This window comes from Kitasatospora phosalacinea (assembly GCF_030268885.1).
Lineage (GTDB): Bacteria > Actinomycetota > Actinomycetes > Streptomycetales > Streptomycetaceae > Kitasatospora > Kitasatospora phosalacinea_C.
The window spans coordinates 66215-81361 of record NZ_BSSA01000006.1 but is presented as its reverse complement, the minus strand read 5'-3'; the positions used below and the strand labels follow the sequence as shown (position 1 = coordinate 81361).

12 protein-coding genes are annotated in these 15147 nt (G+C 72.4%); 7 read left to right on the top strand and 5 right to left on the bottom strand.

Annotated elements, in window-relative coordinates; genetic code table 11:
- The first annotated feature begins 121 nt into the window (after positions 1-121).
- Together radA and disA are read left to right on the top strand one after the other, a co-directional pair.
- Positions 122-1654 carry a DNA repair protein RadA gene (radA, locus tag QSK52_RS11210; protein WP_285735818.1) on the top strand — a complete coding sequence of 511 codons (1533 nt, stop codon included), beginning with the start codon at positions 122-124 and terminating at the stop codon, positions 1652-1654.
- A gap of 121 nt (positions 1655-1775) precedes the next feature.
- Positions 1776-2882, top strand: coding sequence for a DNA integrity scanning diadenylate cyclase DisA (gene disA / locus QSK52_RS11205; protein ID WP_342449633.1), 1107 nt, complete (start codon positions 1776-1778; stop codon positions 2880-2882).
- Here disA and QSK52_RS11200 read toward each other — a convergent pair.
- A complete protein-coding gene (locus QSK52_RS11200) occupies positions 2879-3478 on the bottom strand; it encodes a winged helix-turn-helix domain-containing protein (protein ID WP_285735817.1) in 600 nt (199 codons plus the stop codon). The two genes, disA and QSK52_RS11200, sit on opposite strands and share 4 nt — an antisense overlap.
- Before the next feature lie 121 nt (positions 3479-3599).
- Here QSK52_RS11200 and QSK52_RS11195 point away from each other — a divergent pair, with 121 nt between their 5' ends.
- Positions 3600-4847, top strand: a complete 1248-nt coding sequence (locus tag QSK52_RS11195) for an MFS transporter (protein WP_285735816.1) — start codon at positions 3600-3602, stop codon at positions 4845-4847.
- 15 nt (positions 4848-4862) lie between these two features.
- Here the strand turns inward: QSK52_RS11195 and QSK52_RS11190 are convergent, their stop codons facing one another.
- On the bottom strand, positions 4863-5711 hold the full coding sequence (locus QSK52_RS11190; protein ID WP_285735815.1) for a hypothetical protein: 849 nt from the start codon (positions 5709-5711) through the stop codon (positions 4863-4865).
- A gap of 133 nt (positions 5712-5844) precedes the next feature.
- Here QSK52_RS11190 and QSK52_RS11185 point away from each other — a divergent pair, with 133 nt between their 5' ends.
- Positions 5845-6594 carry a rhomboid family intramembrane serine protease gene (locus tag QSK52_RS11185; protein ID WP_285735814.1) on the top strand — a complete coding sequence of 250 codons (750 nt, stop codon included), beginning with the start codon at positions 5845-5847 and terminating at the stop codon, positions 6592-6594.
- A gap of 35 nt (positions 6595-6629) precedes the next feature.
- Positions 6630-7535, top strand: coding sequence for an A/G-specific adenine glycosylase (locus tag QSK52_RS11180; protein ID WP_285735813.1), 906 nt, complete (start codon positions 6630-6632; stop codon positions 7533-7535).
- Between the two features lie 85 nt (positions 7536-7620).
- On the opposite strand, the gene QSK52_RS11175 is transcribed toward QSK52_RS11180, so the two are convergent.
- On the bottom strand, positions 7621-9213 hold the full coding sequence (locus QSK52_RS11175; RefSeq protein WP_285735812.1) for an MDR family MFS transporter: 1593 nt from the start codon (positions 9211-9213) through the stop codon (positions 7621-7623).
- A gap of 209 nt (positions 9214-9422) precedes the next feature.
- Between QSK52_RS11175 and QSK52_RS11170 the strand changes: the two genes are divergently transcribed.
- Positions 9423-10019: a TetR/AcrR family transcriptional regulator gene (locus QSK52_RS11170; RefSeq protein ID WP_285735811.1), complete on the top strand. Its 597-nt coding sequence runs from the start codon at positions 9423-9425 to the stop codon at positions 10017-10019.
- A 75-nt stretch (positions 10020-10094) separates the two neighbouring features.
- Here QSK52_RS11170 and QSK52_RS11165 read toward each other — a convergent pair whose 3' ends face one another.
- A complete protein-coding gene (locus tag QSK52_RS11165) occupies positions 10095-11159 on the bottom strand; it encodes a M23 family metallopeptidase (protein WP_285735810.1) in 1065 nt (354 codons plus the stop codon).
- 339 nt (positions 11160-11498) lie between these two features.
- Between QSK52_RS11165 and QSK52_RS11160 the strand changes: the two genes are divergently transcribed.
- Entirely contained in the window at positions 11499-12605 is a 1107-nt protein-coding gene (locus QSK52_RS11160) for a threonine aldolase family protein (protein WP_285735809.1), read from the top strand.
- 97 nt (positions 12606-12702) lie between these two features.
- Here QSK52_RS11160 and QSK52_RS11155 read toward each other — a convergent pair whose 3' ends face one another.
- Positions 12703-15051, bottom strand: a complete 2349-nt coding sequence (locus QSK52_RS11155) for an immune inhibitor A domain-containing protein (protein ID WP_435053219.1) — start codon at positions 15049-15051, stop codon at positions 12703-12705.
- Between the last annotated feature and the right edge of the window lie 96 nt (positions 15052-15147).

The following is a 15147-nucleotide window of genomic DNA, read 5'->3' as shown; positions in this document are numbered from 1 at the left end:
CCCGGGAGGTTTCGGCCGTTTGTCCTCCTTTCGGGTAACCGGACCGATTCCTTGTTCGGCCGGGTGACTCCGTTCGGGTGAGGTCCGGGCGATGTCGGTGCGAGGCGCTACCGTGGCCCGCATGGCTGCCCGTACCAAGACCACCGCCAAGCCGCGCCCCTCGTACCGCTGCACCGAGTGCGGCGCCCAACTGCTCAAGTGGGTCGGCCGCTGCCCCGAGTGCAACGCCTGGGGCACGGTGGAGGAGCACGGCGCCGTCCCGATCCGGACGACCGCGGCCGGGCCGGTCTCCGCGCCCGCCAGGCCGATCGGGCAGGTCGACGGGCAGGTGGCCACCGCCCGCTCCACCGGCGTCCCGGAGCTGGACCGGGTGCTCGGCGGCGGCCTGGTGCCGGGCGCCGTGGTGCTGCTCGCGGGTGAGCCCGGCGTCGGCAAGTCGACGCTGCTGCTGGACGTCGCGGCGAAGGCCGCCAGCGACCGGCACCGCACGCTGTACGTCACCGGTGAGGAGTCCGCGGGGCAGGTGCGCCTGCGGGCGGACCGGATCAACGCGCTCTCCGACCACCTCTACCTCGCCGCCGAGCAGGACCTCGGCGCGGTGCTCGGCCACGTCGAGGCGGTCAACCCCTCCCTGCTGATCATGGACTCGGTGCAGACCGTGGCCTCCGCCGAGCTGGACGGCGCACCCGGCGGCCCCGCGCAGGTCCGCGAGGTGGCGGGCGCGCTGATCCGCGCCTCCAAGGAGCGCGGCATGGCCACCCTGCTGGTCGGCCACGTCACCAAGGACGGCCAGATCGCCGGTCCCCGCCTGCTGGAGCACCTGGTGGACGTGGTGCTCTCCTTCGAGGGCGACCGGCACGCCCGGCTGCGGCTGATCCGCGGCGTCAAGAACCGCTACGGCGCGACCGACGAGGTCGGCTGCTTCGAGCTGCACGACGAGGGCATCGTCGGCCTGGCCGACCCGTCCGGCCTGTTCCTGACCCGCCGCGACAAGGCCGTCCCCGGCACCTGCCTGACGGTCACGCTGGAGGGCAAGCGCCCGCTGGTGGCCGAGGTGCAGGCGCTGATGGTCGACTCGCAGATCCCCTCGCCGCGGCGCACCACCTCGGGCCTGGAGTCGCCGCGGATCGCGATGATCCTGGCGGTGGTCGAGCGGCACGGCGGCGTGAAGCTCGGCAAGCAGGACATCTACACGGCCACGGTCGGCGGCGTGAAGCTCACCGAGCCCTCGGCGGACCTGGCGATCGCCCTGGCGGTGGCCTCCTCCTCCACCGACACGCCGCTGCCGGAGAACCTGGTGGCGATCGGCGAGGTCGGCCTGGCGGGCGAGGTGCGGCGGGTGACGGGCGTGCAGCGCCGCCTCGCCGAGGCGCACCGGCTCGGCTTCACGCACGCCCTCGTCCCGCCGGACCCGGGCAAGGTCCCGGCGGGCATGAAGGTGGTGGAGGTCGCCGACATCGGCGAGGCGCTGCGGGCGATCCCGGGCCGCCGCCCCCGTTCGAAGCCCCGCGCGGAGGGCGACCGGCCCGCCCGCACGCCCGCCCAGCAGGGCGCCGACGCCCTGGCCCGGGCCCGTGCCCAGGCCCCCGTCCCGGCCTTCCCGGAGGAGCTGATGGCGGGTTGGGAGCCGGTCGACTCGGACGAACTGGGCTGACCCACGCCCCGCCGCGGCCGTACGCAGTTAGACTTCACCTGCTCATCGGCATCAGTAGCAGCAACAACAGACAGACCGTCGGCCGCCGCGGCACACGGTTAGGGTCGGCCCAAGGAGTCACGTGGCAGCCATCGACCGGGCGGACAAGTCCTCCCGCGAGGAGGCCCTGCTGCGGGCCTCCCTCAGTGCGATCGCTCCGGGCACCGCACTGCGGGACGGCCTGGAGCGGGTGCTCCGGGCCAACACCGGCGGCCTGATCGTCCTCGGCTTCGACAAGAGCGTGGACGCGCTGTGCACCGGCGGCTTCGTGCTGGACGTCGAGTTCACCGCCACCCGGCTGCGCGAGCTGTGCAAGCTGGACGGCGCGGTGATCCTCGACAAGGACCTCACCAAGATCCTGCGCGCGGGCGTCCACCTGATGCCGGACGCGAACATCCCCACCGACGAGACCGGCACCCGCCACCGCACCGCCGAGCGGGTCAACCGGCAGACCGGCTACCCGGTGGTCGCGGTCTCGCACTCGATGCGGCTGATCGCCATCTACGTCAACGGCGCCCGCCGGGTGCTGGAGGACTCCACCACCGTGCTGTCCCGCGCCAACCAGGCGCTGGCCACCCTGGAGCGCTACAAGCTCCGCCTCGACGAGGTGGCCGGCACGCTGTCCGCGCTGGAGATCGAGGACCTGGTCACCGTCCGGGACGTCTCGGCGGTGGTGCAGCGCCTGGAGATGGTCCGGCTGATCGCGGGCGAGATCGCCGGGTACGTGCTGGAGCTGGGCACCGACGGCCGACTGCTCTCGCTGCAGCTGGACGAGCTGATCGCGGGCGTCGAGCCGGAGCGCGAGCTGGTGGTGCGCGACTACTTCCCGGACCGCGCCGCCAAGAAGGGCCGCACCGTCACCGAGGTGCTCGCCGACCTGGAGGCGCTCACCCACGCCGAGCTGCTCGACCTGCAGACCGTCGCCAAGGCGCTCGGCTACACCGGCACCCCCGAGTCGCTGGACTCCGCGGTCTCCCCGCGCGGCTACCGGCTGCTGGCCAAGGTGCCGCGGCTGCCCAACACCGTCATCGAGCGCCTGGTCGACCACTTCGGCGGCCTGCAGAAGCTGCTCGCCGCCTCCATCGACGACCTGCAGACCGTCGAGGGCGTCGGCGAGACCCGGGCCCGCTCGGTGCGCGAGGGGCTGTCCCGGCTCGCCGAGTCCTCGATCCTGGAGCGGTACGTCTAGTCCTGCTCGGCCTTCGGCGGGTCCACCGTGTAGAGCACCGCGAACAGGGTCGCCTCGACGGCGTCCGGGTCGGTGGAGTCGTCCTGCGCGAACGCCTCGTCCAGCGCCTCGTCGATCCGTGCGCGCAGCCGCCGCAGCCGTTCCGGGCTGAGCCGGAGGGTGGCGTGCGCGAACTTGCCGGCCTGCTTCTCCGGGGACATGTCGACCCGCCCCGCCAGGAAGTACCGCTGGAACTCGGAGCGCACCAGGTCCATCGCGGCCAGCACCGTCTCCAGCACGGCCGGCTGTTCCCCGCCCTCCGTGAACACCTGCGGCGACAGCCGCAGTGACTGCTGCGCCGAGCGGTAGCGGCTCTCCACGATCCCGGAGACCAGCCGGGTCTCCGCCACGTACACCAGCCCGGTCTGCTCCAGCTGCCTGACGTGCCGGTACAGCTTGGTCGGCGCCTCGTCGAGCTCGGCGGCGACCTCCTTCACCGACACCGGTTCCGGGTCGCGCTTCATCAGCACCCCGAGGACGGCCAGCCGCAGCGGGTCCGCCAGAGCCTTCAGCGTCGCGACGTCCGTGACCTCGCGCTCCTTCATCTGATCCACCACGTTCACATTCAGCCATGCCGTCAACGCTTGCGCAATTGTTCACGACCGTGCAACCATTCACGAACGCGTGAATGGTTGCACGGTCGTGAACATCGGCGGAGACATGAACGGGGTGCGAGGGATGACCGCAACACTCGAAACGGAAGCGGGAGCGGGAGCGGCCGTGGTGCCGCTGCGCCGCAACCGCCGCTTCCAGACGCTCTGGGCCGGCTCCGCGTCCGCGATGCTCGGCACCTGCCTCGCCGACACCGCGTACCCGCTGCTGCTGCTCGCGATGACCGGCTCCCCGACGGTGGCCGGGGCGTTCGGCGCCGTCCAGTTCGGCGCCTCCGTGCTGTTCGGCCTGCACGGCGGCACGGTCGCCGACCGGCACGACCGGCGGCGGGTCCTGATCCTCGCCGACACCGCCCGGCTGCTCACCGCGCTCAGCGTCGTGCTCGCCCTGGCCGCCGACCGGCTGACCGTCCCGCACGCGCTGCTCGCCGCCGCCGTCATCGGCGCGACCATGGCCTACGGCGGCCCCGCCCGGATGCTCGCGCTGCGCGCCGTCGTCCCGCCCGAGCAGCTCCGCCAGGCCCTCTCCCAGGACGAACTCCGGGTCAACGGCGCCGCGTTGGCCGGTCCGCCGCTGGCCGGGTTCCTGCTCGGCCTCGGCACCGCCGTGCCCTTCCTGACCACCGTCCTCACCTCCGGCCTCGCCCTCGGCGCGAGCGTCGCCGTCCGCTTCGACTCCCGCCCGGACGCGCCGGATCAGGCGGGCGGCAAGGAGAGGGGCGCCGCGCTCGCCGGCCTGCGCCACCTGTTCGCCCACCGGATGCTGCGCGGCACCGTGCTGGTCGTCTCCGTGCTCAACCTCACCGGCTCGGCGATGCTCCTCGCCGTCATGGTGCTGCTCCGCGACCACGGCACCTCCGAGGCGGGCATCGGCCTGGCCCTCACCGGCGAGGCCGTCGGCGGCCTGCTGGGTGCGCTGCTGGTCTCCCGCCTGCACCGCCTGCTGAGCCCCGGCGTCCTGCTGCTGGCCGTCGCCTGGGCCGCGGTGCTCTCCTTCGCCGCCCCCGCGGCCGCGGCCGGCCCGCTGGTGGTCTTCGCGGCCCTCGCCCTCACCGGGCTCGGCGTGCCCGCCCTGCGCGTCATGCTGGACGTCCTGGTCTTCCAGCGCGTCCCCGAGGCGATGCGCGGCCGCGCCGTGGCCGGCACCATGACCCTCCTGATGGCGGGCCTCCCGCTCGGCACCATGGCCGCGGGCCTGCTGCTCGACCGGCTCCCGGCCCCGACCGTCCTGCTCCTGCTCGCCGCGGCCCTCGCCGTCGCGCTCCTCCCGCTCACCCTCGGCCGCTCGCTGCGCGGCACCGGCTGGAACGCGTAGGCCCCGCCGGGGGGGTCAGCCCTCCAGGCGGAGGGAGGTCCGGGCGGTGAGCGGGCCGCCGGCCGGGCTGGTCAGGTCGGCCTGGACGAGGTAGTTGCCGGGCTGGGCGGGGGTCGGGTCGGGGGTGGCGCACTGGGGCTTGGAGCGGGTGCGGTCCCAGGTGAAGGTCTCGGTGACGCCGCTGTTGCCGCCGATCTGGGCCCAGGCGTCGGTGCGTTCGGGGATGCAGTCGGCGGAGGACCAGACCCGCTCGTTGCTGCTGGAGGTCACGGTCAGGAAGGAGTGCTCGTGCGAGAGGTTGATCCGGCAGCCCGCCCCGGAGGAGTTGCGGATCGTCAGCGCCAGCTTGGGCTTGTCCTTCGCCGCGAACGCGTTCTGCGCGGGGGCCAGCTCCAGCGTGAGCTGCGAGGTGGTGCACACCGGCAGGGCCATCACCTCGGTGGTGTTGACGGCCGGCGAAGCCCCGCCGCCGGGGCGGGAGTTGCCGCCACCGCTGCCGCCGGTCGAACCGCCGCCCGCGCCGCCGCTCGAACCGCCGGAGGAGCTCCCGCCGCCGGTGACGCTGATCTCGCCGCCCGCGCCGCCGCTCGAACCCCCGGAGGAGCCACCGGAGGAACCGCCTGAGGAGCCGCCGGGGCGGGTGGTGATCGCCGGGCCGGTGGGAGAGGCGCCGGGGGTGATGGACTGCGCGGGCGCGGGCTGCGGACTGCTCCCGGCGGCCTTCCGCTTGTCGTCGTCGCCGCCGCCGAACACGAGCAGGCCGATCACGAGGAGGACCACGGCGAGGGCGAGGAGGACCACGACGCGGCGCCGCCAGTAGATCGAGGCGGGCAGCGGTCCGACGGGCTGGCGCAGAGAAGGCACGCGCAAACTCTACGAGACCTTGTGCACCTGTTGACGCATCAACACCTCACCGGGACCACTTCTTTCACATGATCCGCCATTTGGTCCGGAAGGGGGACTCGACACGTCGGTGCGTCGCCCTATAGTCGCCCTCATGGCCTCACCGCACGACCACGCCCCCGCCGGCACCGGCCTCGACCCGGCGCAGATGATCGCCGAGGCGCGACGGGCGTTCTTCGTCATGTTCGGATTCCTGTGCCTGGTCTGGGCGACGCAGCTGGTGAACTGGCTGCTGGACGGGCGGATGGCCATGATGCACGGCATCCGCCCGCACGACCCGGACACCCTCAAGTACCTGCTGACCGCGCCCTTCCTGCACGCGAACTGGCAGCACCTGGAAGGCAATTCGGGCCCGCTGTTCGTGTTCGGCTTCCTCGCCGCCTACCGCGGGGTGCGCAAGTTCCTCGGGCTGACGGCGATGCTGGTGGTGACCAGCGGGATGACGGTGTGGCTGTTCCAGGACGGCGACACGGTGACCGTCGGCGCGAGCGGCCTGGTCTACGGCTACCTCGGCTACGTGGTGCTGCGCGGCCTGTTCGACCGGAACCTGATCGACTCGCTGATCGGCCTGGTGATGGGCGCCTCCTTCGCCTACGTGCTGACCGCGGCCGTCCCGGGCACTCCCGGGGTGTCCTGGCTGGGCCACCTCGGCGGCCTGGTCGGCGGCCTGGTGGGAGCCTGGCTCTTCCGTGACCGGAGCCCGGGACCGGCCGCCGTGCCGTCCGCCGACGGCACCCTGCCGGTGCCCGCCCCGGCCCCCGGCGCGAAGGGCGCCCAGGCGTCGGCGGCCCCGGCCAGCCCGCGGGCGGCCCTGCTCAAGGAGCTCGACGACCTGGGGCTTTAAGCCCGCGGGGCGGGTCGTGGCAGGATCGGGGGACCATGTCTTCCACTGCTCCGACCCTTGCCCCGGGCGCCCTCCAGGCGCTGCACTCGACCGTCATCGGCTGGTACGAGGCCCACGCCCGCGACCTGCCCTGGCGGGCCCCCGACGCCTCGCCGTGGGCCGTGATGGTCAGCGAGTTCATGCTCCAGCAGACGCCCGTGAAGCGGGTGCTGCCCGCGTACGCCGCCTGGCTGGAGCGCTGGCCCACGCCCGCCGACCTGGCCGCGGACGCGCCCGGCGAGGCGGTGCGGATGTGGGGGCGGCTCGGCTACCCGCGCCGCGCGCTGCGGCTGCACGGCGCGGCCGTCGCGATCACCGAGCGGCACGGCGGCGAGGTGCCGAGCGACCACGCGCAGCTGCTGGCGCTGCCCGGGGTGGGGGAGTACACGGCGGCCGCGGTCGCCTCGTTCGCCTTCCGGCAGCGGCACGCGGTGCTGGACACCAACGTGCGCCGGGTGTTCGCCCGGGCCGTCACCGGCGTCGAGTACCCGGCGAACGCCACCACCGCCGCCGAGCGCCGCACCGCGCACGAGCTGCTGCCCGCCACCGACGAGCGGGCCGCCACCTGGGCGGTCGCGGTGATGGAGCTGGGCGCCCTGGTCTGCACCGCCCGCAGCCCGGAGTGCGGCGCCTGCCCGCTGCGCACCGACTGCGCCTGGCAGCGGGCCGGCCGCCCCCCGCACCAGGGCCCGGCCCGCCGCGGGCAGACCTACGAGGGCACCGACCGGCAGGTGCGCGGCAAGCTGCTCGCGGTGCTGCGGGACGCCCACGGGCTGGTCGAGCAGGGGCAACTGGACGTGGTCTGGCCGGACGCGGTGCAGCGCGCCCGGGCGCTGGACGGGCTGGTCGCCGACGGCCTGGTGGAGCCGGTCGGCCCGGGCACCTACCGGCTGCCGCAGTAGGCACCCGCGGACGGACGCGGAACGGCCCGCCGCCCCGGTCGGGGGCGGCGGGCCGTTCGCACGCCGGGTCAGACCCCGGTGGGCCTCAGAGCGCGCCCTCCAGGGCGGCCTCGGCCTTGGCCTCGGCGGCGGTCGGCCCGCCGCGCAGCGGCACCTCGCGCAGGAACAGCGCCGCGACGATGGCGACCACGCTGATCACCGTTCCCCACAGGAAGACGGTGTGCATGCCGTTGGCGATGCCGTGCTGGATCACCGTGACCACCTCGCGCGGCGTGTTCTTCAGCGACTCCGGGGTCATCGAGCCGGTGGCCTGGCCGCCGCCGCCCAGCCCGGCCGCCTTCATGGTGTCGTTCAGCCGGTTGACGTACAGGGTGCCGAACAGCGCCACGCCGAAGGAGCCGCCGATGGTGCGGAACAGGGTGGCGGAGGACGAGGCGACGCCCATGTCCTTCATCTCCACGCTGTTCTGCGCGACCAGCATGGTGACCTGCATCAGGAAGCCCATGCCGGCGCCGAGCACCACCATGTAGCAGGACGAGGTGAAGCTCTTGGTGTCCACGGCGAGGGTGGACAGCAGCAGCGAGCCGCCGGCCATCACGGTGGTGCCGATGATCGGGTAGATCCGGTACTTGCCGGTCTTGGTGATGGCCTGGCCGACCACCAGCGAGACCACCAGCATGCCGAACATCATCGGCATCAGCAGCAGGCCGGAGTTGGTCGCCGAGGCGCCCTGCACGATCTGCTGGTAGGTGGGCAGGAAGGTCACCGCGCCGAACATCGCGAAACCGACGATGAAGCCGATGATCGAGACCATGGTGAAGTTCCGGTTGCGGAACAGCTGGAGCGGGATGACCGGCTCGGCGACCCGCTGCTCGACGTAGCAGAAGCCGATCAGCGAGGCCACGCAGAGGGCGCTCAGGCCGAGGATCTGCTTCGAGCCCCAGGCGTACTCGTGGCCGCCCCAGGTGGTCACCAACACGGCCGAGACGATGCCGACGGTGAGCAGGATCGCACCGAAGTAGTCGATCTTCGCGTTGGAGCGGACCTTGGGCAGCTTCAGCACGACGATGACGAAGGCCAGCGCGATCGCGCCCAGCGGCAGGTTGACGTAGAACGTCCAGCGCCAGTTCAGGTGGTCGGTGATGAAGCCGCCGATCAGCGGGCCGCCGACGGTGGCCAGCGCCATCACGGCGGCGAACAGGCCCTGGTACTTGCCGCGCTCGCGGGGCGGGACCAGCGCGCCCATGATCGACATCACGCCGACCATCAGGCCGCCCGCGCCCAGGCCCTGGACGGCGCGGAAGGCGATCAGCTGGGTCATGCTCTGCGACATGCCGGACAGCGCCGAGCCCAGCAGGAAGATCACGATCGAGACCAGGAACGAGCCCTTGCGGCCGTACAGGTCGCCGACTTTGCCCCAGATCGGGGTGGAGGCGGCGGTGGCCAGGGTGTACGAGGTCACCACCCAGGACATGTGCTCGGCGCCGTGCAGCTCGCCGACGATGGTGGGCATCGCGGTGCCGACGATCAGGTTGTCGAGCATGGCGAGCAGCATGGTGATGACCAGGCCGACCATCACCAGGCGGATCTCGCGGTGCGGGCGCTGCTCGAACTCGTCGGGCTTCCCGAGTGCGACGACGGGTTCCTCCGGAACCGCCGCTGACTGCTGGGTTGTCATGGTGCGTCTCTCCCGGGGCGCAGGTGCCGCGGGGTGCCGCGGCGGTACTTACTTGACGACCGGCTAGTTAATCGTCGTCCGGCACGGTAAGTTGTTCCCTAGCCGGTCGTCAAGCCAGTTTCGAAACAGCGCCCCTGGGCAGGGAGAATGCCAACAGAACCGCGCCTTGACACCCGTCCGCACCCGCTCACCGAGGCAGGCCTTCCGCGATGACCACCACCCAGAGCCCCCGCAGCGACACCAGAGCGCGGATCATCGACGTGGCCCTGGAGCTGTTCGCCGAGCACGGCTACGAGAAGACCTCGCTGCGGGAGATCGCCGACCGCCTCGGCGTCACCAAGGCGGCCCTCTACTACCACTTCAAGACCAAGGACGACATCGTCCGCGGCATCGTCGAGAAGATGGCCGCCCCGCTCGACGACGCCATCGCCTACGGCGAGGGCAAGCCCTGGTCGCCCGCGCTGCGCGACGAACTGCTGCGCCGGTTCGCGGCCGGGATGGGCGAGCGGGCCCCGCTGCTGCGCTTCTTCCACGAGAACCAGCCCGCACTGCGGGAGTCCGCGGCCGGGCTGGCGTTCAAGGACCGGATGATCCGGATGATCGCCCTGCTGCACGGGCCGGAGCCGACCTTCCGCGACAAGCTGCGCGCCACCGTCGCGCTGACCTCCGTGCACTCGGCGATGTTCCTGCTCAAGGCCGAGCTGTGCGAGCCCGGCCAGCCGGTCGCCTCGGTCGAGGAGGCGATGGACGCCGCGCTGGAGGTCGCCCTGGAGGTCGCGGCCCGCATCGAGCCGGCCGCCCGCTAGGCACGCGCCGAGCCGCCCGCGCGGTGGGCGCGGACGGCTCGGCGGTGCGGCGGTGCGGGAGTGGCGGGCGGCGGATCAGAAGTTGTTCGCGCCGTGCTGCTTCAGGTAGCCGACCGGGTCGATCACCTTCGCGTACTGGTTCGCGGTGCGGATCTCGAAGTGCAGGTGCGGGCCGTGCGAGTTGCCGGTGTTGCCGGACTTGCCGACCTGCTGGCCCGCGTCCACGTGCTGCCCGGCCTTCACGCCCAGCTGCGACAGGTGCGCGTACTGCGCGAAGCGGCCGTCGGAGAGCTTCAGCACGATCTGGTTGCCGTAGGCGCCCGCGTAGCCGGAGGAGACGACGGTCGCGTCGCCGACCGCCAGCACCGGGGTGCCGACCGAGACCGCGAAGTCGGTGCCGGTGTGGTAGCCGGCCGCGTACGCGGCGTTGGTCTTGTGGTACGGGTTGCTGATCGTCGCGCCCGGCGCGGGGGAGGACCAGGACGGCTTGGCCGGCTCCGGGGTCGGCGTCGGCTCGGGCGCCGGGGCCGGAGCGGGCGCCGGGGCCGGGGCGGGCGCCGGGGCGGCCTGCTGCTCGGCGGGCTGCTCGGTCTGCGGCTGCGGCTGCTGCTCGGCCTGCTGCGGCTGCTCGGCGGCGGGGGCCGGGGCCTGCTCGGCGGCCTGCTGGCCGGTGGCCTGCTGGCCCGCGCCCGCGTCCGTGCTCGGCGCCTGTCCGGGGACGAGCAGCTCGGTGCGCTGCTCGCTGCGGCTGGCCTGCTCGTGCTGGCCGTCGCCGTGCTGCGCGGTGCTCTGCTCCAGGGCGGCGGCGAGCGTGTTCTTCACGCTCTTGACCTGCGCGCTCTCGGCGGCGGGCTCGTTCGGCAGGCGGAAGCCCGGCTGCGCGTCGCCGTCGCTGCCGCCGGCGGCGGTGGCCGTGACGGCGGTGGCGGCGGCCTGGTCGGCCGGGTGCGAGCCCTGCGCGAGGGCCTGGCCGGTCGGGACCAGCAGCGCGCCGGCGGCGACCACGGCCGCGCCGGAGGCGAGCGCCTTGGCGGGGGCCAGCCGGGCGGTGGTGAGCGGGCGGGCGGACAGCACGGAGCGGACGTGGCGCGTGGTGGTCGCCTGGAGAAGCCGGCGGCCGGTGGCGGGGAGAGAACGCATCGGGAGTCGGAACCTCACGGACGGGGCCAGTGCGGGGCCGAGCCGGTGCGGCTCGCCGAACTGGTGGAACGACTCCGGTGTAAACGACCGGGATGCGTAGGCCCAAGAGTGTGACCTACGACGGTCCGTAGTGCACAAGTCGGGCAAAAGGGCCCCCGGAGCCAGGAGCGGCCCGGGTTTTCCCGCCCCAAACCTCCTATCCCGGGTCGTATGTCGGAAATGTGCTGTGAGCAGCGCCACCGGAAGCCGACCGGTTTGGGCCCGAACGGGGCCGGGTACAACCGGCTTTCGAACCAGCTGCACCATCCGATCCACCTCACCGTCGGAGATGATCAGCTGATGAACGACACCCCTGTTCTGGACCGCCGCTTCCGCACCCGCCGCCAGGCCGACCGCCTGCTCTCCGGCAGCCGCCCGCAGACCGTCCGCGAGTCCCTGGCCTCCCTCGCCGCCCTGGCCGACGACCCCCACCCGCTGGACGAACCCGTCGACATGTACGGCAACGGCATCGTCCGCACCCTGGAGCGCCGCACCGCCGAACTGCTCGGCAAGCCCGACGCCGCCTACTTCCCGACCGGGACGATGGCCCAGCAGGCCGCCCTGAAGACCTGGGCCGACACCCACGGCCCGGTGGTCGCCATGCACCCGCTCGCCCACCCCGAGGTGCACGAGCGCCGCGCCCACCAGGTGCTCTCCGGCCTGCGCAGCGTCCCGCAGACCGGCGCCCGGCGGCACCCCACCGCCGCCGAGCTGGCCGCCCTGGACGAGCCGTACGACGTGCTGATGCTGGAGCTGCCGCTGCGCGACGCGGGCTTCGTGCTGCCCGACTGGGCGGAGCTGGAGGCGCTGTACGAGCTGGCCGAGCAGCAGGGCCGCCCGGTCCACCTGGACGGCGCCCGGCTCTGGGAGTCCGCCCCGCACCTGGGCCGCACCCTGCCGGAGGTCTGCGCCCGGGCCGGGTCGGTGTACGTCTCCTGCTACAAGTCGCTCGGCGGCCACAGCGGCGCCCTGGTCGCGGGCGAGGAGGAGTACGTTCGCCGGATCAAGGTCTGGCGGCACCGCTACGGCGGCAACCTCTGGCAGCAGTGGCCCGCGGTGCTCTCCGCCCTGGCCGGCCTGGAGCGCGAACTGCCCCGCCTGCCCGGGTACGTGGCGCACGCCAAGGTGGTCGCCGCCGCGCTCGCCGAGGCCCCCGGCGCCCGGGTCAACCCCGCCCCGCCGCACACCCACCAGTTCCAGTTCTGGCTGCCGCACCCCGCCGAGCGGTTGAACGAGGCCGGCTACCGGCAGGCCGAGGAGCAGGGCGTCGCGCTATTCGGCGGCTGGCGCGAGCCCGGTCCGCAGCCCGGCCTGTCGATGACCGAGGTGACGGTGCTCGCCGACGCCGAGCAGTGGAGCGCCAAGGAGGTCACCGAGGCCCTGGAAGCCTTCCTCGCCCTGCTCTGAGCCGCCCCCCGCCCCCAGGACCGCCCCGCTCCGGGCACGCGAAGGGCCCCGGCGGTCTGGAGACCGCCGGGGCCCGCACGCACTACCGATCAGACGGTCACTTCCGGACGGGAGAGACCTTGATCATGGCCTCCAGGTTGTTGCCGGACTGCCACAGCACCTCGATCTGGGTGCGGGTGTCCGGGACCTGGACGCCGCTGTACGGGTTCTCGTTGAACCAGTACTTGGTGGTGTGGTCGTTGAAGACCGTCACCCCGCGCGAGCTCGGGATCTTGGTCGCCACGTCGGCCTTGTGCAGGCTCAGGCCGTCGGTGCGCTCGAAGCCGAAGGTCGCGTCGTATGACTGGAAGCGCGGACGCATCAGGGTGCCGTCGTTCCACTTGATCGGCGCCGGGTGGGCGTCGACCGGCAGGATCAGGCCCTGGCCCGGGTGGGTGGCGACGTTGTTGTCGGACTGCGAGGAGTCCCACAGCCAGATCAGGATGCCGTTCTGGTTGGCGTAGTGCTCCACCCAGTCCGGACGCGCGGCCGAGCCGAAGTTGTACGGGCCGGTCTTCAGCGTGGTGTCGAAGGACACGTACTGGCGGTTCTCGACCAGGTAGTGCTGGTCGTAGTCCTTGGAGAACTTGCCGGAGATCCGCGAGAAGCCGTCGGCGGTCCAGCCGTTGTCGCCGTTCTCGGCGCCGTCGGTGAACAGGGCCGCGCCGTCCGCGGTCACCGCGATGTTGTCCAGGGCCAGGCCCTTGTAGTGGACGCCGCCGTCGGTGGTGTTGTGGAAGCGGACCTTGACGGCCTTCCCGGCGTACGCGTTCAGCGAGAAGGACAGGTCGCCCCACGCGCCGTTCGAGCTGCCGTTGATCGCGTTGTCCGGCAGCGCGGTGCCGTTGAAGGTGCCGGCCAGCGCGGTCCAGTTCTTGCCGCCGTCGGTGGAGACCTCGGCGTACGCGTAGTCGTAGTCCGTCTCCAGCTCGTACCAGGCCTTCGCGGTCAGCGTGGCCGAGGACTTGCCGGTCAGGTCGACGTCACGGGTCAGCGAGACGTTCAGGTCGTCGGCGCTGCCGCTCCACCACTCGTTGCCACCCTCGAACGGGGTGTTGATCTCGGTGGTGACGGTCTTCGGCGGCAGGTTGACGACCAGGCCCTGCTTGCGCTTGGTGTTGTACTCCACCGGGCCCAGCAGCGAGAGCGAGGTCTGGCCGGCCTTGGCGGTGTCGAAGTTCAGCCAGCCCAGCTTGAGCTTCGACCAGACGTCCAGGTCGTTCGGCATGTCGCCGATCTCGTTCTTGCCCTCGCCCAGCCAGGAACCGGAGGACATCAGCGACCAGAAGCCGACCGAGTTGTCGACGCCGGGGGTGCCGGTGGTGTCGTACAGGTCCGGCAGGCCGAGGTCGTGGCCGTACTCGTGGGCGAACACGCCCAGGCCGCCGTTCTCCGGCTGCATGGTGTAGTCGCCGACCCACAGGCCGGTGGCGCCGATCTGGGTGCCGCCGAGCTTGTTGTTGTCCGGGCCGGTCTTGCCCGCCTGGTTGGCGTACGCGTACGAGCGGTGCGCCCACAGCGCGTCGGTGCCCTGCACGCCGCCGCCGGCCGACTGGTCCTCACCGGCGTGGACGATCTGGAAGTGGTCCAGGTAGCCGTCCGGCTCGTTGAAGTTGCCGTCGCCGTCGTAGTCGTAACGGTCCCACTGGTCGTACTGCGCCAGGTCGGCCTTGATCTGGGCGTCGGTGCGGCCCTTGGCCTTCTGGTCGGCGACCCAGGCGTTGATGCCGTCGCGGATCAGGTCCTGCGCGTTGGCGCAGACGTGCTGGCCGCAGTAGTCCGAGCCGTAACGGGCCTCGTTCCACGGCACCCGCACCCAGTCGGTGACCAGGCCGTCGACCGAGTACCGGCCGGAGGACTGGCGCTCGTAGTAGGTCTTCAGCGAAGGCTTGTCCTTCGCGAAGTAGACGTCCTGGTAGTGCGCCTGGTTGTAGTCCGCCTGCCAGGCCGTCGAGTTGTCCTTCGCGCGGTCCGGAGCGGCGATCTGGTTGTGCGCCGGGCCGGGCGTGCCACCGTACTTGACCTTGCCGTCGGCGGTCTTGGTGGTGGTGTCCACCTGGTCGCCGAAGTCGACGAGGATGGTGAAGATCTTGTCGGTGCGCTCGCGGGAGAGCTCGACGTACTTGTCGCGGCCCAGCTTGATCGAGGAGCCGCTGCCGTGCTGCTCGACCTTCGCGGTGCCGTTGACCAGCTGCTCCACCGCGGCGGTCTGCTCGGCCTGCTGCTTCTCGGCCAGCGGGCTCTGCAGCTCGCGCGGGACGCTGTCGTTCTGGATGACGTCGGCCGGGTCAGTGATCCTCGTGTCGGCCGGGGCGGCCACGGCCGTGCCCGGCAGCATCCCGGCGCCCAGCGCGGCGGTCACCGCGACGGCGGCGGAAGCCGCGACAGCCCTCTTGGTTATTTTCAACGTGGTGACGTCCTCCCCTTACCGGTGGGGCTGGTGGCCGGACCGGTGTACCAATGCAAGACAGGTGGACGACATTTGACCCAAGGTCCGGTAAAA